Here is a 20,528-nt window from a genome sequence, read left to right as displayed (position 1 = left end):
GCAGTAAAGTTCGCGCCGAGATTGAAGGATTAATAGGTCATTATTGCCAATGAGTACTCCACTAGAGCGCTACAAAAAGGATTTGCAGCGCGACGACTTTTCATACGACGCCACTCAAGAGATGGCCGTTGAACACTTGCAGCGACTTCATGATCAGCTAATTGAAGCTGAGAATGCGCCGGCTCCAGGACTTCTGGGTCGTCTTAAGCAAAAAGTGGTGAAAGAGAAGGTGGAGCCGATTAAAGGTCTCTATTTCTGGGGTGGTGTGGGTCGTGGTAAGACCTACTTGATGGATACCTTCTATGACACGCTGCCCTTCGAGAGAAAGATGCGTACGCACTTTCACCGTTTCATGCAGCGAGTCCATGCTGAGCTGAAAGCTTTAGATGGCACTAAAAACCCTTTGGTTACCATCGCTGAGAAGTACTCGAGAGAGACGCGGATTATCTGTTTTGATGAGTTTTTCGTCTCTGATATCACCGACGCGATGATCCTGGGTAGCTTGCTTGAAGAGCTATTTGCCCGCGGCGTCTCTCTTGTAGCGACCTCCAACATCGTGCCTGATGGTCTCTATGAGAATGGTCTGCAACGTGCGCGCTTTATGCCAGCCATTGCGCTGCTTAATCAGTACACCGAGGTCGTGAACGTCGACAGTGGCATCGATTACCGTTTAAGAACACTTGAGCAAGCTGAACTCTACCACTGGCCACTGGATGATGGTGCTGATGAGTCGCTTGAGAAGAGCTTTAATGGTTTGGCACCAGATCTTGAAGAGTTAGAAGAGAACCTGTCGATTGAGATCAACAACCGCATGTTAACGGCTCGTAAAGCTTGTGAGGATGTGATCTGGTTTGACTTCAGTGCGCTGTGTGAAGGGGCGCGCTCACAAAACGACTACATTGAGTTGGCGAAACTCTACCATGCTGTACTCCTAAGTAATGTTCCACAGCTTGGGCGTACCAATGATGATGCAGCGCGTCGCTTTATCAACCTAGTCGATGAGTTTTATGACAGCGGTGTGAAGTTGATTATCTCAGCCGAAAAGCCCATTCATGAGATCTACACAGAGGGTCGATTGGAGTTTGAGATCGAACGAACCAAATCTCGACTGCTTGAGATGCAGTCGCATGAGTACCTGGCGAGAGAGCATAGAGCGTAAGTTGAAAGCGGGTGACAGGCTGAAGCCAGTCACCGAATGTGCTATCTACAACCTGTCCGTGTCTGGCTTCAGCCTGACACGACCCTATCGGCGGTTTTCCAGAGCTTAAAGCAACGCTTCCAACCACCTAAAAAAAATTCAATTTACACTGGTTTTATAAGCATAAATTCCTGTATAATCCGCGCTCCGCGTAATTGCGGAATGGAAGGTTGTGATTACCACACAACGAATAATTATAAGGTAAGTCGGGATCTATCCTCGATTTTGATTCGAGACTTATAGTAGGAAAATACAATGTCATACACTGTTAGCGCTAAGCCAGCCGAAGTAAAACGCGACTGGTACGTTGTTGACGCAGAAGGTAAAACCCTTGGTCGTCTAGCAACTGAAATCGCTCGCCGCCTACGCGGTAAGCATAAAGCGGAATACACTCCGCACGTTGATACTGGCGATTACATCGTCGTTGTTAACGCTGAAAAAGTACACGTTACTGGTAACAAACGTAACGACAAAATGTACTACCGTCACTCTGGTTTCCCGGGTGGTCTTAAAGAAGCAAACTTCAATAAGATGATCCAGACTTTCCCTGAGCGTACGATTGAACTTGCTGTTAAAGGCATGCTGCCAAAAGGCCCTCTAGGTCGTGCGATGTACAGCAAGCTGAAAGTATATGCAGGTACGGAACATCCGCACACTGCTCAGCAGCCTAAAGAATTGAACATCTAAGGGAAAACGAACAATGGCAACTACTCAGTACTACGGCACTGGCCGTCGCAAAACTTCCACTGCCCGCGTTTTCCTGCGTCCAGGCACTGGTTCTGTTTCTATCAACAACCGTACTCTTGAGCAGTACTTCGGTCGTGAAACTGCACGTATGATCGTGATGCAGCCACTTCAACTGACTGAAACTGCTGAGAAATTCGATGTATACGTAACGGTTACTGGCGGTGGCGGTTTCGGTCAAGCTGGTGCTATACGTCACGGTATCACTCGCGCTCTTATGGAGTACGATGAGACTCTACGTCCTACACTTCGTCAAGCTGGTTTCGTTACTCGTGACGCTCGTGAAGTTGAACGTAAGAAAGTGGGTCTACGTAAAGCACGTAAGAAACCACAGTTCTCAAAACGTTAATTCGTTTTCGGCTCTACAGCCACAAAAAAACCCAAGCAATCGCTTGGGTTTTTTTTCGTTATAACCTTATGATTATTTAGTCTCTCTAAACACCCCTGAATACGACTATTGGCGGGCCTTTCCTTGACCTGTCACCTTGAAAAAATAGGGTCTTTTCTTTACCATTTCGCGCCAGATAGAGGTCTCAATCCGATAGTTCGAGATCTCATGTTAAACGGATTTTATCTTTCGTTTCGCTCCGTCTATTTGAGGTGATCCCTCGATTAGACCAATTAAGGGAGAGTAGTTGATGAGCAATGACGGCGTAAATAAAGGCCGGCGTCGACTTCTAATTGGTGCTACATCTGCAGCGGGTGCAGTGGGCGCAATTGGAGTAGCCGTACCTTTCGTCGCTTCCTGGAATCCTAGTGCCAAGGCGAAAGCCGCTGGTGCACCTGTTAAGGCGGATATCAGCAAGCTAGAGCCAGGTCAGCAGATGATTGTTGAGTGGCGTGGTAAGCCTGTATGGGTTGTACGACGCACTGAAGAAGCATTGGCGAACCTAGAAAAACTTAACGGCCAGTTGGCTGATCCAAGTTCAGAGAAACCTCAGCAGCCAGAATACATTCCAGGAACCTCTGCTCGCTCTTTGCGCCCAGAGATCATGGTAATGGTTGGTATCTGTACACACTTGGGCTGTTCACCAACTTACCGCCCTGAAGTGGCTCCAGATGATATGGGTCCTGAGTGGTTGGGCGGTTTCTTCTGTCCATGTCACGGTTCTCGTTTTGACCTGTCTGGTCGTGTTTATGCGGGCGTTCCTGCACCGACTAACCTGGTCATTCCTCCTCACTCTTACCTTGATGACAACACGCTTGTTATCGGTGTCGATACGGAGACTGCATAATGGCTGGTTCACGCAATAAGGGTAATCCAGGCTTCATGGGCTGGATCGATGATCGTTTCCCAGCGACAGCACTTTGGGATGATCACCTAGCAAAATACTACGCACCAAAAAACTTTAACTTTTGGTACTTCTTTGGCTCTCTTGCTCTATTGGTTCTAGTTAACCAGATCCTAACGGGTATCTGGCTAACAATGAGCTACAACCCAAGTGCTGAAGGTGCCTTTGCCTCTGTTGAATACATCATGCGTGATGTTGAATACGGTTGGTTGCTGCGCTACTTGCACTCTACCGGTGCATCGGCCTTCTTCGTAGTTGTCTATCTACATATGTTCCGTGGCATGATGTACGGTTCTTACCGTAAGCCTCGTGAGCTTGTGTGGCTGTTTGGTATGACCATCTACCTAGCGCTGATGGCTGAAGCGTTCATGGGTTACCTACTTCCTTGGGGACAGATGTCTTACTGGGGTGCACAGGTAATTGTATCGCTATTCGGTGCTATTCCTGTCGTAGGTGCTGATCTGCAGCAGTGGATTCGTGGTGACTTCTTGATCTCAGGTATCACTCTGAACCGCTTCTTCGCGCTTCACGTTATTGCGCTGCCAATCGTCATTCTAGCGCTTGTAGTACTTCACATCATCGCACTACACGAAGTGGGCTCTAACAACCCAGACGGTGTAGAGATCAAAGAGAAGAAAGATGAGAATGGTGTACCTCTAGACGGTATCCCTTTCCACCCTTACTACACAGTTAAAGACATTGTCGGCGTTGTCGTCTTCCTGTTTGTTTTCTGTACGGTTGTATTCTTCTTCCCTGAGGGTGGCGGTTACTTCCTAGAGAAGCCAAACTTTGAGCCTGCGAATCCGCTGAAAACGCCTGAGCATATTGCTCCGGTTTGGTACTTCACACCTTTCTATGCAATCCTGCGTGCGATTACTTTCCCACTGTTTGGCTTGGATGCTAAGTTCTGGGGTGTCGTTGCAATGGGTGCTGCAATTGCGATCCTGTTCGTACTGCCTTGGCTAGATCGCAGCCCAGTTAAGTCGATCCGCTACAAAGGCTGGTTGTCTAAAATCTGGTTGCTCGTATTTGCGATCTGTTTTGTCATTCTGGGTGTTTTAGGTGCGATTCCAGCAACGCCAGAGCGTACTCTGCTTGCTCAGATCTGTACTGCTTTGTACTTTGCATTCTTTATCCTAATGCCATGGTACACACGCATGGAAAGCACTAAACCAGTACCAGAGAGGGTGACAGGCTAATGAAAAAGTTTCTACTTACTCTAGTAGTGGCCCTTATTCCATCAGTAGCTTTGGCTGCTGGTGGTGCAAAAATGCCACTGGAACATATTGAACTGGATCGTACCAACGAAGCCTCTTTGCAGCGTGGTATGGCGACGTTTGTTAACCGTTGTCTTGGCTGTCACTCAGCTCAGTACCAGCGTTACGAGCGTTCAGCGACGGATCTAAACATCCCTGCGAATCTGGTTGAGGAGCACCTCATCTTCGGTGACAAGAAGATCGGTGAGCAGATGACGATCGCTATGAAGTCTTCTGATTCGGCAACATTCTTCGGTAATCCTCCACCAGATCTAACGCTAGAGACACGTCTACGTGGTCCAGATTGGGTATACACTTACCTTAAGAGCTTCTACAAAGATGAGTCGCGCCCATGGGGTGTTAACAACGCCGTCTTTAAAGATGTGGGTATGCCTAATGTGTTGGAAGATCTTCAAGGTACAGTGACACTTCGTTGTTCACAGGAAGAGCTGCTGCACCGTGGTTTAGAGTCTGAAATCGATCCACTAACAGGTGTCGCTAAACCAGGCTGTCTAACGGTCGATAATGGCACTGGTTCACTTGAGCCTGCTGAGTTCGATAAGGTGATCTACGACCTTGTTAACTACATGGCTTACATGGCGGAACCGTCTAAAGCAGATTCGCACCGTATCGGTACGAACGTATTGATCTTCTTGTTCTTCTTCTTCTTTATCGCGTTTGCATTGAAGAAAGAGTACTGGAAAGACATACACTAAACGTTCGATTTCTGTTAAATTATAAAATCTACGTATTCCATCGGGGTGCGTAGATTTTTTGTTTCTAATATCTGTTAATTTTTGGAGTAGTAGATGGGCGTGGTAGCTAAACGTTCTTCAATGACCTTTTTCTCTGATGGAGCTGATCATTACAGCCATCGAGTTCGCATTGTTCTGGCGGAAAAAGGTGTAGCGGTTGATATTGTCGACTGCCAAGATGATGAGTTGCCAGAAGATGTTGCTGCTCTTAACCCATACAACAGCCTACCAACACTGCTTGATCGCGAACTGGTTCTGTTTGAATCGAATGTGATGATGGAGTATTTGGATGAGCGTTTTCCACACCCTCCATTGTTGCCGGTATATCCTGTAGCGCGTGCAGAGAGCCGACTCTACATCTACCGTATTCAACGCGACTGGTGTCGCTACGCTGATACCATTCTTAACAAGAAGGGTAGCGAAGAAGAGATCGATGCTGCACGCAAAGAGCTGCGTGACAGTCTAGTGGCAATCTCGCCGATCTTCCAAGAGAAGCCTTACTTCATGAGTGAAGAGTTTAGCTTGGTCGATTGTGTCATTGCTCCCATTCTATGGCGTCTGCCTGCGATGGGTATTGAGCTTCCAGAAGCTCAGTGTAAGCCGCTGATCGCTTACATGGATCGCCTATTTGATCGTGAATCTTTCCAAGAGTCACTATCAGAAGCAGAGCGCGAGATTCGCGAGTAATCTGTGTCTGAACTAACCCCCTCGCGTGGTTACCTACTAAGAGCCCTCAATGAGTGGCTCTTAGATATGGATCTAACGCCCCATATTGCTGTTGATGCTCTGGTACCAGGCACCGATGTTCCTCAAGAATTTGTCAAAGATGGGCAGATCACACTCAATATAGCGCCCGGCGCTGTACGTGATCTCTACATGGACAATGAGGCGCTCAGCTTCAACGCTCGCTTTTCAGGAACGCCTCGACAAGTCTATGTACCGATGGCGGCGCTGATCGCTATTTTTGCCCGCGAGAACGGCGTCGGGATGGGGTTTGGTATGGAGCCGGGTGCCGAAGCACTTAATCTTGTGCTAGAGAAGGCGCATGCAGAGCCGGGTAGTACTGAAGCAGTGACGGCAGAAGCCTCAGCTGCTAAACCTGATGCTGCCAAAAGGCCTGGCTTGCGTGTCGTTAAATAGGCGATGAGATAATAAAAAGGGAGCAATTAGCTCCCTTTTTTGTGCCTGTTAGCTGCTTATGGCAGTGGTACGTACTCAAATACTTTAACAATGCGCTGCACACCGGGTACTTCACGCACAATCGCTACGGCTTGATCGGCTTCGCGCTGGCTAACCAAGCCCATCAAGTAGACAATGCCATTTTCGGTGACAACCTTAACGCGTAACCCCTCAATTGACTTGTCACTTAAGAGTTTCAGTTTAACGCGGCTGGTTAGGTAGATGTCGTTACTGCGTACAATCGTCGAGCTTGGTCCTGCAATTTCAAGTTCGTTATGGATGCGTTTGACTTCACGTGTCTGCCCAACGATCTGCTCAGCCTCTTGGCGAACATTCTCATTAGGTACCTGACCCGTTAATAGCACTTGGCCGTTAAAGCTTTTCACATTGATGTGAGATTGAGCCAGTGGTGCCGATCCTTTACTTAGGTTGACCATAACCTTTAGCTCAATGGCTTCATCTTCGATGATGTTACCCAGTGTGCGATTTCCAATGTCTTCGCGAATTGGCTCCTCACGTGATGAGCTTACGATGGTAGAACAACCCGTTACTAGAGTCGTTGTCATCACAAGAGTGGCTAGGACTTTTTTCATGGCAAGTTAAGCTCCAAAAAGTTGATATTCAATAAGATCGAGAAGGCATTGAAGGGTCAGCATCTGTGCCAGGTGGATCGCTGGATCATCCTCTGCTGCTACGCAGATCTCAATCTCTGTTGGCTCCATTAGTGCGGTAATATTTCCGCCGTCACGACCCGTGATCGCGATCACCTGCATTTCACGGTCGTGTGCCGCTTGAATTGCTTGAATGAGGTTACGATCATTACCTGAAGATGAGATTAATACTAAAACATCTCCGGGTTGACCCAATGCCTGGATTTGGCGCGCATAGGTCTGAACATAGCCAGACTCTTCTGCGGTACCGGTAGTGACACCGGAGTCAGCCCCAAGAGCGATAGCAGGCAGGCCCGGGCGCTCTTCACGAAATCGCTGCATAAGCGTCGTTGTGAAGTAGTTAGCGATCGATTGACTCGCGCCATTACCGGCGCAGATGATTTTGTGCTCTGACATTAAACAGGCTAGCAGCTGTTCAGAGGCGTCAGCGATCACCGGCGAGTAGTGCTCAATGGTTTGAGCGCTAATGCCTAAGGCGGTGTGTAACTGATTGACGATTCTCTCTTCGAGTTCCATATGACTACTAGCTATCGGGTCTAAAGGCATCTTTATACCATAGACAGTTGCTTATCTCGCCCCCTGTAGTGAGAGAAATGACATCAAATCTAAAGTTGTGGTTTGCATAACGTCTATTTTGGCCGATCCAGAGATGTGCGGCTTTAATCAGTTTGCGCTGTTTGCTGGCCGTGACGCTCTCGGCGCCCGACCCATAATGGGGATTGGATCGGACTCTTACTTCAACAAAAACGATGGTATCGGAGTCCAGCATCACTAGATCAATCTCCCCAAAACGGTAATTCACGTTTCGGTTTAGATATTTTAGACCCTGTTTACGAAGATACTGCTCAGCGATCTGTTCGCCCTGGTTGCCGATGGTTTTGCGGTTCATAGTCTCATCCTTGAGTGGTTATGAACTTAGTTTAGCTGAACCTCTTGAGTCTGCATGTTGATAGTCTCTGGCTGAGGCTCCTCCAAAGGGTCACTCTTTAAGGGCTTGGTTTCAGGTATCTGTGGTTCGCCCAATAAAACAGGTATACCTTGATCAAATTGTGCCCAGAGTAGCTGACGATTAAATCGTCCTGATGGGTCTAAGCTTAATCGGCCTGTCTCCCCTTGCACCGTTAGCTCTGGTGAACTCTTTAGCTGACTTAGGAAGGGGTAGACTTTGACCGCGTCTGAACCCAGTGCGTAGAGGCGTCCAAGTCGACTCGCGCTGTCGGGTCTCTCGAGTGCTAATGAGAGGTTCAAAGCTGTCGTTGGCTGAAGTAACCAGGGTTGGTCTGGGAATTGGATGCGATTAAGGTCGACGTCCCTTGTCTCATTGAAGTTGCCTTCAAAGTGGTGGGAAGTCGCATAAATGGGGTAATCACCAGCAAAATGGAATGCGAGCATGGGAGTCAGTTGACGTGCATCCTGTGGTTGAGCGGCCAGCAGAATGGCATCAATATCGCGTCTTGGACGCTCATCAAACTCCAGCGACTCGCCTAACAGTTTTTTAATCGCGTTGTATCGCTCAGTACTTTGATCCGTATTGAGCAGTTGGCTGACCTGACTGGATAGATCGCCATTCAGCTCATAACTCAATTCGGCAACGGCTTCTGCGCCGCTAGATTCTAGGTTCTGTCTGAAATCATCCGCTAAACGAGCGCCCCATGCCGCGGCTGGGGTGATCAGTGCAAAGCGTTTGTGTCCTTCTAGAGTGGCTCTGGTGACAACCTGTTTGATCTCTTGGTCCGAACCTAAATCGAGTTGAAATAGGTTGTCAGTCAAACGGTCAGTTCGGTTAAAGGTGATAAAAGGGACTGGAAGCTTGCCGTTATTTCCCAGTTCATCAATCAATTTACCGCGCAATGGCCCAATCACTAGGTCGGCTTGCTGCTCTATTGTATAGGCGATGATGCTCTCAGCACTGACACCCTCTGTATCAAGGCTCACTAACTCAGGCGCCTCAAACCCACGTTGTGAGCGCGATTTAAGCGCAGCAATAACGCCCTCTGAAATGATTCGAGCCGGCTCAGCCAAGGGGCCGCTGAAGGGTAGGGCAATTAGGATACGTTTGGCAGAGATAACATCACCATCGAGAAGAGACGCGAGAGCTGCGGGTGGCGTATTACTTGCTGGGTGCTTGTCCCAGAGTGTTCGCCATTGTGAGGCGACTTCACGTTGGGCTGTTAAATCGTTTATTGGAGCAAGCTGCAGTGCGAGTTCAATCCACCCTTGGGTAACAAATCCATAGTTTGAGAAGTTGGCCGCAACCAAGGTTTCATTATCGACTTGGTTAATCAGTGCCCAGATTTGGTCGTTGATACTCTGCTGTTGATCGAGCGAAAGCTCGTTAAGTTCACTCAGAGATAAAACGGCACTGAGCGGGTTGTTTTGCTGTTCGAAAATGTCTGCTTTGAGCAGTGCGATCTCAACACGCTGTTCGCTGTTAAGTGTAGGAAGGTTTTGATCCGTTAAGCGGTTCAGCGCTGACCCACTATCACCCAGCTTAAGGTAGGCTTTTGCCTCTAATTGAACGACGTTGAAGGCGTTATTACTGTTGATGCCTGCTAGGTTGATGACTGACAGACTGTTCGCCGCCTCTTTGTAACGTTGCTGATCAAATAGCAGGTTAGCGGCTTTAAGGCGAAGTACCGCTGCTTGATCACCACGAGCATTGATCGCTTGTAGCAAAATGTCTGCGGCCGTGCTTGCCTGCTTTGGCGAATCCGGTGTTTTATCGACGACGGTTGGTTTTTCTAGTTGCGGAGTACAGCCTGCCACTAGTAAAGCTAATATTGCGCTTCTTCCTAACAACTTCAATGCGTTGCTCATGTTATAGTCCACACCCTGTAACTCAAATCGGATGGATATCATATGTCTTTGCCTACCCTGTATGTTGTGGCAACGCCCATTGGAAATCTTGCGGACTTTACGCCTCGTGCGCAGCAAGTGTTAACCGATGTCGACCTTGTTGCGGCTGAGGATACTCGCCATACAGGAAAGCTTCTGCAGCACTTTAACATTAAAGCGAACTTGATATCAGTACATGATCACAATGAGCGCCAACGCGCGGGATTGATTATTGATCAGTTGGCGGCTGGAAAGAGTGTTGCTCTAGTGTCTGATGCGGGAACTCCGCTCATTTCGGATCCCGGCTTTGTTCTGGTGCGGGCCGTTAAGGAGGCTGGTTATGCCGTCTCACCGATTCCTGGGTGTTGTGCCTTTGTTGCCGCTTTAAGTGCCTCTGGCATGCCTTCTGATCGCTTCTCATTTATCGGCTTTCTACCAGCTAAAACGGGTGCTCGAGTCAAAGCGTTAGAGCAGTTGTCTGATCGTGAAGAGACGCTGATTTTTTATGAATCGACCCACCGCATCGTCGACTCCCTAAAAGATATGCAGAGCGTCTTTGGTGATCAGCGAATGGTGGGCGTGGCTCGAGAGATCACAAAGACGTTTGAGACTATCCACTCAGCACCCATTGCAGAGCTGATTGAGTGGATGTTGGCTGACGCTAACCAGCAACGTGGTGAGTTCGTTGTGATGGTTGAAGGGGCTGTCAAAGAGGAGGGCTCTTTGAATGAAGAGACTCTTCGCGTACTCAATTTATTGGCTGCTGAACTGCCTCCCAAAAAGGCCGCTGCCATCACTTCTGAGATCACGGGTGTTGGAAAAAAAGAGCTCTATCAGCAGCTAATTTCCTAGGGGGCCGTTTCGAAGCGTGCTATGCTTCACTCTGAGTCTTTTAGACAGTCGCCGCTCTGCTTGCAGAGGGGAGGAAAGTCCGGGCTCCATAGGGCAAAGTGCCAGATAACGTCTGGGCGGCGTGAGCCGACGGAAAGTGCAGCAGAAAGTATACCGCCTAAGCGCTTCGGCGCCGGTAAGGTTGAAAAGGTGCGGTAAGAGCGCACCGCGTGGGTGGCAACACTCCACGGCGATGGTAAACCCCACTCGGAGCAAGACCAAATAGGGACCTGTTAGGCGTGGCCCACGCTAGGTCCGGGTAGGTCGCTGGAGGTTAGGAGTGATCCTAATCCTAGATGAATGACTGTCCACGACAGAACCCGGCTTATCGAAAGACTCACCCAATACCAAAAAGGCCGCTCTCAAATAGAGCGGCCTTTTTATTGGTCACTACCGCCTAATCTTTATATTTTTTATGGCACTCTATGCACTGGTTTCTAAGGCTGTGCAGTGTGTCTTGAAAACGCTTCAGATCGTTTGGAGTCTCTTCTGAAAGTTTCTCGGTGGTTGCAACAAACTCCGCCATCATCGATTGAAATTCAGAACCCTCGCTCCAGATCGATGCATTAGCATCACCCCAGGGGGCTTTAGGTTCAAACTGGGAAGCTAAGGGCTGTGTCGCTTTGACTAGATTGGCCGAATACTTCTTGATCAGCTCTGGCTGAAAAGAGATTCGCTCTTTGGCCATATCGTCCAGTGGTGAAAAATTACGCCGTACCTCCTTAAAGCTGTCAGTACGAAGCGAATGCCACTCTCTAAAATACTTCCCATCGGTCTCTTGGGTGTAGTGTTGGTAACCCAAAACGGATAAACCGATCATTGCCAGTAAACCGATCGTGATGATGGATATTTTTCTGTTCATGTCATTTGCCTGAATTGAGCTCTATTCATAGATTACAAATTTCGCTAGGGTAGCAACCCGTTTAGCTTTTGTGCCGTATACGATACCTCATGCGTAGCCGTTCAGGCAGATAATTTAACAATAGGTGTTAGGGTTTTGGTTAACGTTGGTTTTTTGGATGGTGGTGTAGGTCAGGAGATCTTTCAGCGTGCGGGCAAGCCACGTCACGCTCTCTGGTCTGTCGAAGTTATGATGAACCAGCCTGATATTGTTCGTCAGGTGCACTCGGATTATCTTAATGCTGGTGCGAGAACACTCTGTCTAAATACCTACACCGCGACCCCAACTCGTCTCAAGCGAGCGGGTGTCACTCATCCTATTGAGTCCATCTACAGCTTGGCCAGCAAAACGCTAGAATCCATTCGTGAATCCTCTGACACTCATTTTGATATTGCAGGTGTGTTGGCTCCGATTGAGGGGAGCTATTTACCCAATCCGCCACGCAGCTACCAAAGCCTGTTAGATGAGTTTCGATTGATCTGTGCGCTGCAGCCAGAGGTTGATCTGTTAATGATCGAAACGATGAGCAACTCCACTGAAGCGCGTGCTGCATGCCGGGCTGCACAAGAGACCGGTAAGCCTTTTACTCTTGGTATCCGTGTTGAACCCAATGGTCTGTTGAGATCAGGGGAGTCGATAGAAGATCTCTTAACCGCTGTGAAAGAGTTTGATCCCAATGGGTACTGGATCAACTGCTCTGCACCCGAGGAGGTGCCTGCAGCATTGAAACAGATCGCTGACCATCACAAACCCTTTGGTGCCTACGCTAATGGCTTCTCATCTGTTGAGCCCCTGGCTGCTGGTAACTCGGTCGCCGAGTTGATGGAGCGTAAAGATCTTACCCCGCATCAGTATGCCGAACTGGCGCTGGATTGGTTTGAAACGGGTGCTCGGTTAATCGGTGGTTGTTGCGCGATCTCTCCCAAGCACATGCAGCAGACGGCCGAGTTGCTCTCTCTTCAGGGTGCGCAGTTGGTGCCGGTCTCACAGATCCTGAAACCCTAACCGCTACTAAGCCACTAGGCGGTCGTTAGGTGCGCACCATCATGGTGCATAACTCTGCCCATTGACTGTGCATTTTTGGTGCGTACTCTCAATCTGTTTATATTTTATCCTATAAAAACAAAGGTTTATAATTTCTGGTACCCTGTTTGCAGTAGCTTCATAACGAATACTTAGATGAACTGTTATGAGTCGACTACTGCTCTCTACCGATCTGGATGGAACCCTTCTAGATCACTACACCTATAGTGCCGCGCCCGCGGACACACTCTTTCCGCTATTAAATCGGCTGAATATCCCTTGGATTTTCAATACCAGTAAAACAGCACCTGAGTTGATTGCGCTGCGAAGCCAGTTGGCCAACTCACACCCCTTCAGTGTCGAGAACGGTGGAGCTATTTATCTGCCCAAGGGGAGTCAGTTAGCAGCTGATTGGGAGATGCAAGAGCACCTCGGGTTTAACGTCATCAATCTTGGCCTGACACGCTCTGAAATTTTGTCACGAGTTGAGCCTTTCAGATCGCAGTTCAACTTCTATGGTCTGTCGGAGATCTCTGCTGATGAGATGGCTGCTTTGACCGGGCTCTCGCTTGAACGGGCTCAGTTAGCTCTGGATAGGAACTTCAGCGAACCCCTGGTCTGGAGAGACTCTGAAGAGCAGCTTCAACGTTTTGCGCTATCTCTAGCGAAGGTGGGTATCCAAGTCGTTAAAGGGGGGCGTTTTGTCCACCTGCAAGGTGAAGTATCAAAAGCGCTCTCTCTTGCGTGGTTGATCGATCAGTATAAAACGCTTTGGAACAGTAGTGTCGAGAGTGTTGCGCTGGGTGATGGTGAGAACGATCGCGCGATGCTTGAGATGGCGGATATTGCCATACAGGTTCGATCTCCCGTTCATAGCTTTCCAGTTATTAATGCCTCAGGTGAGGTGATTCAAACAGATCTTTGCGGGCCAGAGGGTTGGTATCAAGCGGTTAAGGCCTTGATCACTGATCGATTCCCCGATGCATTTTAATTTAGGAGTATTTCATGGGCGATTTTTATCAAAACGGTATCATTACAACGCTGCATAATTTGTCAGATAGACCGGTTGAAGCGCTTGAATCAGAGTTGATGGAGTTCTCTAAGCAGCGGCCAATGGGGTTGATCCTACCCTGTCTCTACTCGGAGTTGGAGACCGAAGCGATGCCCAATATTCTTGAGCATCTAAAGCAGGTCCCCTACCTGTCACAGATCGTGATCGGTCTAGATAGGGCCGATGAACAGCAGTACCGTGATGCCTTAAAATTTTTCTCCGATCTTCCACAAAATACCAAAGTGCTCTGGAATGATGGCCCACGTCTGCGTGCCGTTGATGAGATTTTGCAAAGTCATCAGCTATCCCCCGATCAACCCGGTAAGGGGCGGAATGTTTGGTTCTGCATGGGTTATGTATTGGCATCGGGTGTTGCCGAGTCTGTGGCAATGCACGACTGTGATATTTTGACCTACGATCGTTCTCTGCTGGCGCGACTTATCTACCCGGTTGCCAACCCCAACTTCAACTACGAGTTCTGTAAGGGGTTCTATGCGCGGGTGGCTGACGGCAAGATTAATGGTCGTGTCAGTCGATTGTTGGTTACCCCGCTGTTAAGAGCACTGAAGAAAGTGTGTGGGCCTCTCGATTATCTGGAGTATCTAGACAGTTATCGCTACCCCTTGGCGGGCGAGTTTTCGTTCAGACGCGATGTGATGAATGATATTCGTATCCCATCCGATTGGGGTCTGGAGATTGGCGTATTAAGTGAGATGACTCGCAACTACTCCAACAACCGCCTCTGTCAGGTTGATATTGCCGACATCTACGATCACAAACATCAGGATATCTCGCTCGATAATGAGAATGCCGGACTCTCTAAGATGTCGATCGACATTACCAAAGCGGTGTTCAGAAAGTTGGCGACCAATGGCATTGTCTTTAATCAAGAGACCTTCCGAACCATTAAAGCGACCTACTTCCGGATTGCTCTCGATTTTGTAGAGACCTATCGAAACGATGCTTTGATCAACGGTTTGAAGTTAGACGTTCATCACGAGGAGCAGGCTGTTGAGCTGTTCGCTCAGAACATTATGAAGGCGGGAACTCACTTCTTGGATCATCCAATGGAGACCCCCTTTGTACCAAGCTGGAACCGCGTGATCAGTGCCTGCCCAGATGTGCAGCAGATGATTTTAGATGCGGTCGAAGCGGATATGAGCGAATTTGGGGAGGGTTGATCATGGTGATACTAAACCACACTCCGCTTGAGCAACGCGTAGCCGCACATCTAACGGCACTCTTCCCTGATAAGGATGTTCATGAGCTGACCCGGCAGTGTCTAAAGGTTATGCAGATCTCGGTGGATACCCCCTCTCCTGAACCACATCGAAATATATGGGATCAGTCTGATGTCATGCTGATCACTTATGCTGACTCGCTTAGGAAAGAGGCTGAAGTGCCCCTTAAGACATTGAATGACTTTGTAAAGAGTCGTCTTTCAGAGAGCATCTCGGTGGTTCATCTGCTGCCATTCTTTCCATTCAGTTCCGATGATGGCTTCAGTGTTATGGACTACACCACGGTCAATCCCAGCTGTGGAGATTGGTCTGATATCCGTTCCATGACCCAATCTTTTAAGGTTATGGGTGACCTGGTCATCAATCACTGCTCAAGTCGCAGCCTCTGGTTTGAGAACTACAAAAAAGGGATCGATCCAGGGGCGGGTTACTTTTTTGAAGCCGAGCCTGAATGGGATCTGTCGCAGGTGGTTCGCCCCAGAACTTCGCCTCTTCTTAAAGAGGTACGTACTGTGAATGGCGAGAAGCACGTTTGGTGCACATTCAGTCATGATCAGGTCGATCTAGATTTTACTAATCCAGATCTGCTGCTAGAGATTCTCTCGATCATACATCTCTATCTGGAGCAGGGGATACGTTGGTTCCGCCTCGATGCGGTGGCTTATTTGTGGAAGGTGCCTGGCACCAGCAGTATCAACTTGCCAGAGACTCATGAGGTGATACGGCTGCTACGACTGCTCATAGAGCACCACTCACCGGACGCCGTCATCATTACCGAGACCAATATTCCCAACTCGGAAAACCTCACCTACTTTGGTAACGCTAATGAAGCGCATCTGATTTATAACTTTTCCCTCCCTCCGTTACTGATTAATACCCTGGTGACAGGTGATTGCACTCATTTGAAGCAGTGGTTGATGACTATGCCTCCTGCCCAATATGGCACAACCTATCTCAACTTTATCGCGTCACATGATGGTGTTGGCTTGCGACCGACTGAAGGGCTGCTGAGCGAATGGGAGATCGACAACCTAATTGGCACCATGCAGAGGTTTGGTGGTCGAGTCAGTTGTCGAACGGACGCCGAAGGAAACTCCAAGCCTTATGAGATCAATATTAGCCTTTGGAATGCTATGGCTGGCACGCATCAGTCGGGTCCTGATGGGCTTCAGTTTGCACGCTTTATCTGTGCAGCAGCAGTAATGATGGCGCTCGAGGGTGTTCCGGCTTTCTACATTCATTCATTGTTAGCGACAGAAAATGATGTCGAACGCATCGAGCACACGGGTAGCTTTAGGTCGATCAATCGTCATGTGTGGGATGCTGATCGATTGGAACAACAGCTCTCTGCAGAGACCCATCACAAAAAGGTGTTCGAAGCGATGCAGGCTCTGCTGAAGGTTCGTCGCAAGCAGCCGGCCTTTCACCCCAACGCGACCATGTACACCTTGCACACAGGGGAATCGCTGTTTGCATTCTGGCGTCAAAGTATCAATCGCTCCCAGAGTATTTTTGCCGTCTATAACATCACCAATGAGCCGCAGACCTTTAATTTGTCGCAGTTGAACCTGGTGATCACCGATGAGTGGACAGATCTCGTTAGTGGAGAGGTGTTTGATGACCGGCTGGCACAAGTGACACTGCGCCCCTATCAATATCTTTGGTTGACCAATAAACCAGCCTAATTCTTTCAGTTATTTGGCACATCGCATAAGCTTGACCTATTAGGGGTTGAGTAGAGCGATGGTGCCAATGAAAGCCATAGTGTTTAGTGCTAGAAAAGATGAGAAGAGTTACCTGATCGACGCCTTTGAGGCTTCAGGTCATGAGGTGATGTTTGAAGAGGTACACCTTAATCGAAAAACTGCCGAGTTGGCGGCCGGTTTCGATGCTGTTGTCGTGTTCGTCAATGATCAGTTGGATGAGTCTTGTCTTGAGAGGCTGGCAGAGCTCAGCGTTAAAACAGTGGCGCTTCGTTGCGCGGGTTATAACAACGTCAATTTAGATGCTGCTAAACGGCTTGGTTTATCGGTTGTACGAGTGCCGGCCTATTCGCCATATGCGGTAGCCGAGCATGCTTTAACGCTTCTGATGACACTCAATCGACACGTTCACAAAGCCTACAATAGAGTGCGAGAGGGTAACTTTTTGCTGGATGGCTTGGTGGGGCGTGATATTCATCGCAAGACGGTTGGGGTAGTCGGCACCGGTAATATTGGTTCAGTCTTCTGCCAAATTATGAGGGGCTTTGACTGTCGTCTGTTAGCCTATGATCCTAATCCCTCTCAAGATCTAATCGAGCAGGGCGTTGAGTACGTAGAGCTTGATAGCTTGCTGGAACAATCAGATTTTATATCCTTGCACTGTCCGCTCACGGCTCAGACGCATCATCTGATTAGTGAGCGTGCATTGGCACTGATGAAACCTAAGGCTATGTTGATCAATACCTCTCGTGGAGGTCTGGTCGATACCAAGGCGGTTATCAATGCACTTAAACAGGGTGGGTTGTCGGGTCTAGCTATCGATGTTTATGAAGAGGAGTCGGATCTCTTCTTTGAAGATCAGTCTAATCGGGTCATTGCGGATGACGATCTGATGCGCTTGATGACCTTTCCCAATGTGATAGTGACCGGGCATCAGGCCTTTTTGACCGAAGAGGCATTAACTAACATTGCTCAGACAACGGCGAACAATCTAACCTGTCTGGAGCAAAACGCCTCTTGTGAGAACCAGCTTGTTTGAAGGTAACCCATGATAAAAACCGTTTTTCTTGATCGATCAACGCTTGGTCCGACGGTCTCAATAACCAAGCCAAGTTTTGAACATGATTGGATTGAGTACGATCGCACCGCTCAGTCTGAAGTGGTCGAACGTCTGCGAGGCGCCCAGATTGCGATCTCTAATAAGGTGCCTATTCGTGCCGAGGCTTTTGAGCAACTGCCTGACTTAAAGTTGATTGCCGTTGCTGCGACAGGTTATGACGTGATTGATGTGGAAGCTGCTCGTGCCCATGGGGTTAGTGTGGTGAATGTTCGTGGCTATGCGACTAATACAGTCCCTGAGCATGTGTTAGCCCTTATGTTTGCACTGCGTCGTTCCATTGTTGGTTATCGCCAAGATGTTATTGATGGTGAGTGGCAGAGAGCTCAGCAGTTCTGCTTTTTTAACCACCCGATCAAAGACCTTGCTGGTACAACCATGGGAATCGTCGGTCGGGGTGCATTGGGTAGCGCTCTGGGGCGTCTCTGCTCGGCACTTGGCATGAAGGTTCTCTATTCTGGACGTAAAGGTGAACAGAACCCGCCTGAGGGTTATACCCCCTTCGATCAATTTCTAGCTCAAAGTGATGTGATCTCACTTCACTGCCCGCTGACCCCGGAAACGCGCGGATTGATTGGTGCGGATGAGTTTGCGCAGATGTCTCGACAACCTATTCTGATCAATGCTGGTCGGGGTGGTTTGGTGGATGAACAGGCGTTAGTTGAAGCGATAAACAGTCAGCAGATTGCAGCAGCGGGCTTCGACTGCTTAACCTCTGAGCCAATCAACGACGACCACCCGTTTCACGCTATCCTCACCAGGCCAAATGTCATAGTGACACCTCATGTTGCCTGGGCAAGTGAAGAGGCGATGCAGACTTTATGGGATCAGTTGATCGGTCATATCGATAATTTTCACAAAGGTGAGCCAAGCAATTTGGTGAACTGATTCTCCTCTCTGGAAGATGTTCTCATGGCGGATGTCAGGCTGAAGGCCTGACACCGTCACTCCGTAGTTATTTTCTTGCACCGGCGACTGGCTTTAGCCTGTCACCCGCTCTCTTATTACGCGCGATATTTCTACTACCGCCCCGCTTTTACACCCCTAATAGATGAATTTATATCCACTTTTTTGAAGTTGCATTGCAGCTTGTGTGGGGCTATAGTGGCGTGGAGTGGTAAAAAGTGGGTTAAAGTGGGTCATAGTGGAGAAATGGTGGGGGAGCCGGCTCTTCGCGTGAGTGGCGATTTAAGTCGCAACTCAAGAGATTCACAGATAGGAGTGGTAACGAATGTTCCGTGGGGTCAACAAAATCAATTTGGATGCGAAGGGGCGCATGGCATTGCCTGCGCGCTATCGCGACCAAATTGCAGACTGCTGCGAGAACCAGTTAGTAGTTACCATCGATACAGAAACTCGCTGTCTACTTCTCTATCCGTTACCGGAGTGGGAAACCATTGAGAAGAAGATTGAGTCTCTACCAAGCTTTAACCCCGCGGCCCGCCGCATCCAGCGTCTGTTGATAGGTCATGCTACTGATCTTGAGCTGGATGCGAACGGCCGTTTTCTATTACCACAACCCCTTCGTGAATATGCGCAGATGGACAAGAAGTTGGTGCTTCTTGGTCAGGGCCGCAAATTTGAGATCTGGAGCGAAGACCAGTGGTTAGCCGCTCGAGATCAATACCTGGCTGAGACCGATGAGTCGAGCGCTCTGCCAGATGATCTTCAAACGCTTTCGCTTTAGGGGGTGACTCAATGAGTGACTCTTTCAAGCACATCACAGTCCTTCTGAACGAAGCGGTCGACGCGCTGGTGCAAGATCCAGCTGGAATTTATGTCGATTGCACCTTTGGTCGTGGCGGCCACAGTGCGTTGGTGTTAGAGAGATTGAATGAAGAGGGTCGTTTAATTGCTATCGATAAAGACCCTGAGGCGATCGCTTTTGCTCATCAACGTTTTGCGGATGAGCCGCGTTTCTCAATTGAGCATGGCTCCTTCTCACGACTTCAATCCTTTATCGAAGCGCGTGGTTTAACGGGCAAGATTTCTGGCGTTTTGATGGATCTGGGTGTTAGCTCACCGCAGCTGGACGATCCCAAGCGTGGCTTCAGCTTCCAGAATGATGGTCCATTAGATATGCGGATGGATACAACGTCTGGCGAGAGTGCCGCGGACTGGATCAATCGTGCCTCTGAAAAAGAGATCGCCGATGTTCTATTTACCTATGGCGAAGAGAAGTTTGGTCGTCGCATGGCGGCGGCGGTTGTTCGTGAGCGAGAGATAGAGCCTATAACCACAACGGCTCGTTTGTCCTCGATCATTGCAGAAGCTAACCCTAAATGGGAGAAAGGCAAGAACCCAGCGACTCGTGCCTTTCAGGGGATTCGAATTCATATCAATAAAGAGCTTGAAGATGTTGAGCAGGTTCTTGATCAATCCCTAGAGGTGCTTGCTGTTGGTGGGCGTCTTGCAGTCATCAGTTTCCACTCGTTAGAAGATCGAATTGTTAAGCGCTTTATTCGTACTTATGTGAAAGGGGATGAGCATCTTCCTGCAGGTATACCGGTTACGCAGGATATGTTGAATCAACGGCTGAAGGCGATTGGTAAGGCGGTCAAAGCGGGCAAGGATGAGGTGTCTGATAACCCACGCTCCCGAAGTGCGGTGATGAGAATAGCGGAGAAACTCAAATGATCCCATTCTCTATACCCTTCAAGGATAGGCTGGC

22 protein-coding genes and 1 other RNA gene are annotated in these 20,528 nt (G+C 48.9%); 18 read left to right on the top strand and 5 right to left on the bottom strand.

The window, feature by feature from the left end; translation table 11 throughout:
- Nucleotides 1-49 precede the first annotated feature (49 nt).
- The 8 genes from zapE (at nucleotide 50) to XMM312_RS03290 (ending at nucleotide 6,385) form a co-directional block, all read left to right on the top strand.
- Nucleotides 50-1,159 carry a cell division protein ZapE gene (zapE, locus tag XMM312_RS03325; RefSeq protein WP_173481302.1) on the top strand — a complete coding sequence of 370 codons (1,110 nt, stop codon included), beginning with the start codon at nucleotides 50-52 and terminating at the stop codon, nucleotides 1,157-1,159.
- Between the two features lie 294 nt (nucleotides 1,160-1,453).
- Nucleotides 1,454-1,885: a 50S ribosomal protein L13 gene (rplM, locus tag XMM312_RS03320; protein WP_173481301.1), complete on the top strand. Its 432-nt coding sequence runs from the start codon at nucleotides 1,454-1,456 to the stop codon at nucleotides 1,883-1,885.
- Between the two features lie 13 nt (nucleotides 1,886-1,898).
- Nucleotides 1,899-2,291, top strand: a complete 393-nt coding sequence (gene rpsI, locus XMM312_RS03315) for a 30S ribosomal protein S9 (RefSeq protein WP_173481300.1) — start codon at nucleotides 1,899-1,901, stop codon at nucleotides 2,289-2,291.
- 289 nt (nucleotides 2,292-2,580) lie between these two features.
- On the top strand, nucleotides 2,581-3,177 hold the full coding sequence (petA, locus tag XMM312_RS03310; RefSeq protein ID WP_173481299.1) for a ubiquinol-cytochrome c reductase iron-sulfur subunit: 597 nt from the start codon (nucleotides 2,581-2,583) through the stop codon (nucleotides 3,175-3,177).
- Nucleotides 3,177-4,433 carry a cytochrome bc complex cytochrome b subunit gene (locus XMM312_RS03305; RefSeq protein ID WP_173481298.1) on the top strand — a complete coding sequence of 419 codons (1,257 nt, stop codon included), beginning with the start codon at nucleotides 3,177-3,179 and terminating at the stop codon, nucleotides 4,431-4,433. The genes petA and XMM312_RS03305 overlap by 1 nt, the downstream gene beginning before the upstream one ends.
- Complete coding sequence (locus tag XMM312_RS03300; RefSeq protein WP_173481297.1) at nucleotides 4,433-5,206, top strand: cytochrome c1; 774 nt, start codon at nucleotides 4,433-4,435, stop codon at nucleotides 5,204-5,206. The genes XMM312_RS03305 and XMM312_RS03300 overlap by 1 nt, the downstream gene beginning before the upstream one ends.
- Nucleotides 5,207-5,299: 93 nt before the next feature.
- Nucleotides 5,300-5,932 (top strand): stringent starvation protein SspA, encoded by a 633-nt coding sequence (sspA, locus tag XMM312_RS03295; RefSeq protein ID WP_173483075.1) that lies wholly within the window; start codon nucleotides 5,300-5,302, stop codon nucleotides 5,930-5,932.
- 3 nt (nucleotides 5,933-5,935) lie between these two features.
- Nucleotides 5,936-6,385: a ClpXP protease specificity-enhancing factor gene (locus XMM312_RS03290; protein ID WP_173483074.1), complete on the top strand. Its 450-nt coding sequence runs from the start codon at nucleotides 5,936-5,938 to the stop codon at nucleotides 6,383-6,385.
- A gap of 56 nt (nucleotides 6,386-6,441) precedes the next feature.
- Here XMM312_RS03290 and XMM312_RS03285 read toward each other — a convergent pair whose 3' ends face one another.
- The 4 genes from XMM312_RS03285 to XMM312_RS03270 are packed head-to-tail and all read right to left on the bottom strand — an operon-like array spanning nucleotide 6,442 to nucleotide 9,912.
- The gene (locus XMM312_RS03285; protein WP_173483073.1) at nucleotides 6,442-7,017 is read right to left on the bottom strand and encodes a BON domain-containing protein; all 576 of its coding nucleotides are present in this window, start codon (nucleotides 7,015-7,017) and stop codon (nucleotides 6,442-6,444) included.
- A 6-nt stretch (nucleotides 7,018-7,023) separates the two neighbouring features.
- Nucleotides 7,024-7,641 carry an SIS domain-containing protein gene (locus tag XMM312_RS03280; protein WP_254442828.1) on the bottom strand — a complete coding sequence of 206 codons (618 nt, stop codon included), beginning with the start codon at nucleotides 7,639-7,641 and terminating at the stop codon, nucleotides 7,024-7,026.
- A complete protein-coding gene (locus tag XMM312_RS03275; protein ID WP_173484333.1) occupies nucleotides 7,619-7,984 on the bottom strand; it encodes a YraN family protein in 366 nt (121 codons plus the stop codon). Before XMM312_RS03275 ends, XMM312_RS03280 begins: the two co-directional genes overlap by 23 nt.
- Nucleotides 7,985-8,010: 26 nt before the next feature.
- A complete protein-coding gene (locus XMM312_RS03270) occupies nucleotides 8,011-9,912 on the bottom strand; it encodes a penicillin-binding protein activator (protein ID WP_173488702.1) in 1,902 nt (633 codons plus the stop codon).
- Between the two features lie 42 nt (nucleotides 9,913-9,954).
- On the opposite strand from XMM312_RS03270, the gene rsmI reads away from it, so the two are divergent.
- Together rsmI and rnpB are read left to right on the top strand one after the other, a co-directional pair.
- On the top strand, nucleotides 9,955-10,782 hold the full coding sequence (gene rsmI, locus XMM312_RS03265; RefSeq protein ID WP_173483070.1) for a 16S rRNA (cytidine(1402)-2'-O)-methyltransferase: 828 nt from the start codon (nucleotides 9,955-9,957) through the stop codon (nucleotides 10,780-10,782).
- Nucleotides 10,783-10,814: 32 nt separating this feature from the next.
- Nucleotides 10,815-11,165: RNase P RNA component class A (gene rnpB, locus XMM312_RS03260), an RNA gene on the top strand.
- A gap of 53 nt (nucleotides 11,166-11,218) precedes the next feature.
- Here rnpB and XMM312_RS03255 read toward each other — a convergent pair.
- Nucleotides 11,219-11,683 carry a cytochrome c gene (locus XMM312_RS03255; protein ID WP_173488701.1) on the bottom strand — a complete coding sequence of 155 codons (465 nt, stop codon included), beginning with the start codon at nucleotides 11,681-11,683 and terminating at the stop codon, nucleotides 11,219-11,221.
- Between the two features lie 135 nt (nucleotides 11,684-11,818).
- Here XMM312_RS03255 and XMM312_RS03250 point away from each other — a divergent pair, with 135 nt between their 5' ends.
- The 8 genes from XMM312_RS03250 to rsmH all read left to right on the top strand — a co-directional run bounded on the left by XMM312_RS03250 (nucleotide 11,819) and on the right by rsmH (nucleotide 20,494).
- On the top strand, nucleotides 11,819-12,727 hold the full coding sequence (locus tag XMM312_RS03250) for a homocysteine S-methyltransferase family protein (protein ID WP_173483069.1): 909 nt from the start codon (nucleotides 11,819-11,821) through the stop codon (nucleotides 12,725-12,727).
- A 184-nt stretch (nucleotides 12,728-12,911) separates the two neighbouring features.
- Nucleotides 12,912-13,736, top strand: a complete 825-nt coding sequence (locus XMM312_RS03245; RefSeq protein ID WP_173483068.1) for a mannosyl-3-phosphoglycerate phosphatase — start codon at nucleotides 12,912-12,914, stop codon at nucleotides 13,734-13,736.
- A gap of 14 nt (nucleotides 13,737-13,750) precedes the next feature.
- Nucleotides 13,751-14,977, top strand: a complete 1,227-nt coding sequence (locus tag XMM312_RS03240) for a glycosyl transferase (RefSeq protein ID WP_173481286.1) — start codon at nucleotides 13,751-13,753, stop codon at nucleotides 14,975-14,977.
- 2 nt (nucleotides 14,978-14,979) lie between these two features.
- Entirely contained in the window at nucleotides 14,980-16,722 is a 1,743-nt protein-coding gene (locus tag XMM312_RS03235) for an alpha-amylase family glycosyl hydrolase (protein WP_173488700.1), read from the top strand.
- A gap of 79 nt (nucleotides 16,723-16,801) precedes the next feature.
- On the top strand, nucleotides 16,802-17,779 hold the full coding sequence (locus XMM312_RS03230; protein ID WP_371743464.1) for a 2-hydroxyacid dehydrogenase: 978 nt from the start codon (nucleotides 16,802-16,804) through the stop codon (nucleotides 17,777-17,779).
- Between the two features lie 9 nt (nucleotides 17,780-17,788).
- Nucleotides 17,789-18,745, top strand: coding sequence for a D-2-hydroxyacid dehydrogenase (locus tag XMM312_RS03225; RefSeq protein ID WP_173481284.1), 957 nt, complete (start codon nucleotides 17,789-17,791; stop codon nucleotides 18,743-18,745).
- A gap of 343 nt (nucleotides 18,746-19,088) precedes the next feature.
- Entirely contained in the window at nucleotides 19,089-19,544 is a 456-nt protein-coding gene (gene mraZ, locus XMM312_RS03220) for a division/cell wall cluster transcriptional repressor MraZ (protein WP_173481283.1), read from the top strand.
- Nucleotides 19,545-19,555: 11 nt separating this feature from the next.
- On the top strand, nucleotides 19,556-20,494 hold the full coding sequence (rsmH, locus tag XMM312_RS03215; protein ID WP_173481282.1) for a 16S rRNA (cytosine(1402)-N(4))-methyltransferase RsmH: 939 nt from the start codon (nucleotides 19,556-19,558) through the stop codon (nucleotides 20,492-20,494).
- Nucleotides 20,495-20,528 lie beyond the last annotated feature (34 nt).

The sequence above is a fragment of the Marinobacterium sp. xm-m-312 genome, assembly GCF_013283295.1.
Classification (GTDB): Bacteria; Pseudomonadota; Gammaproteobacteria; order Pseudomonadales; family Balneatricaceae; genus Marinobacterium_E.
Note: the sequence above shows the minus strand (reverse complement) of the source record. Positions and strands in the feature narration are given on the sequence as shown.

What these genes read in the sequence shown, in the direction of transcription:
- zapE (WP_173481302.1), top strand. Translation starts at nt 50, where the DNA reads ATGAGTACTCCACTAGAGCGCTACAAAAAGGATTTGCAGCGCGACGAC.
- rplM (WP_173481301.1), top strand. Translation starts at nt 1,454, where the DNA reads ATGTCATACACTGTTAGCGCTAAGCCAGCCGAAGTAAAACGCGACTGG.
- rpsI (WP_173481300.1), top strand. Translation starts at nt 1,899, where the DNA reads ATGGCAACTACTCAGTACTACGGCACTGGCCGTCGCAAAACTTCCACT.
- petA (WP_173481299.1), top strand. Translation starts at nt 2,581, where the DNA reads ATGAGCAATGACGGCGTAAATAAAGGCCGGCGTCGACTTCTAATTGGT.
- XMM312_RS03305 (WP_173481298.1), top strand. Translation starts at nt 3,177, where the DNA reads ATGGCTGGTTCACGCAATAAGGGTAATCCAGGCTTCATGGGCTGGATC.
- XMM312_RS03300 (WP_173481297.1), top strand. Translation starts at nt 4,433, where the DNA reads ATGAAAAAGTTTCTACTTACTCTAGTAGTGGCCCTTATTCCATCAGTA.
- sspA (WP_173483075.1), top strand. Translation starts at nt 5,300, where the DNA reads ATGGGCGTGGTAGCTAAACGTTCTTCAATGACCTTTTTCTCTGATGGA.
- XMM312_RS03285 (WP_173483073.1), bottom strand. Translation starts at nt 7,017, where the DNA reads ATGAAAAAAGTCCTAGCCACTCTTGTGATGACAACGACTCTAGTAACG.
- XMM312_RS03280 (WP_254442828.1), bottom strand. Translation starts at nt 7,641, where the DNA reads ATGCCTTTAGACCCGATAGCTAGTAGTCATATGGAACTCGAAGAGAGA.
- XMM312_RS03275 (WP_173484333.1), bottom strand. Translation starts at nt 7,984, where the DNA reads ATGAACCGCAAAACCATCGGCAACCAGGGCGAACAGATCGCTGAGCAG.
- XMM312_RS03270 (WP_173488702.1), bottom strand. Translation starts at nt 9,912, where the DNA reads ATGAGCAACGCATTGAAGTTGTTAGGAAGAAGCGCAATATTAGCTTTA.
- rsmI (WP_173483070.1), top strand. Translation starts at nt 9,955, where the DNA reads ATGTCTTTGCCTACCCTGTATGTTGTGGCAACGCCCATTGGAAATCTT.
- XMM312_RS03255 (WP_173488701.1), bottom strand. Translation starts at nt 11,683, where the DNA reads ATGAACAGAAAAATATCCATCATCACGATCGGTTTACTGGCAATGATC.
- XMM312_RS03245 (WP_173483068.1), top strand. Translation starts at nt 12,912, where the DNA reads ATGAGTCGACTACTGCTCTCTACCGATCTGGATGGAACCCTTCTAGAT.
- XMM312_RS03240 (WP_173481286.1), top strand. Translation starts at nt 13,751, where the DNA reads ATGGGCGATTTTTATCAAAACGGTATCATTACAACGCTGCATAATTTG.
- XMM312_RS03235 (WP_173488700.1), top strand. Translation starts at nt 14,980, where the DNA reads ATGGTGATACTAAACCACACTCCGCTTGAGCAACGCGTAGCCGCACAT.
- XMM312_RS03225 (WP_173481284.1), top strand. Translation starts at nt 17,789, where the DNA reads ATGATAAAAACCGTTTTTCTTGATCGATCAACGCTTGGTCCGACGGTC.
- mraZ (WP_173481283.1), top strand. Translation starts at nt 19,089, where the DNA reads ATGTTCCGTGGGGTCAACAAAATCAATTTGGATGCGAAGGGGCGCATG.
- rsmH (WP_173481282.1), top strand. Translation starts at nt 19,556, where the DNA reads ATGAGTGACTCTTTCAAGCACATCACAGTCCTTCTGAACGAAGCGGTC.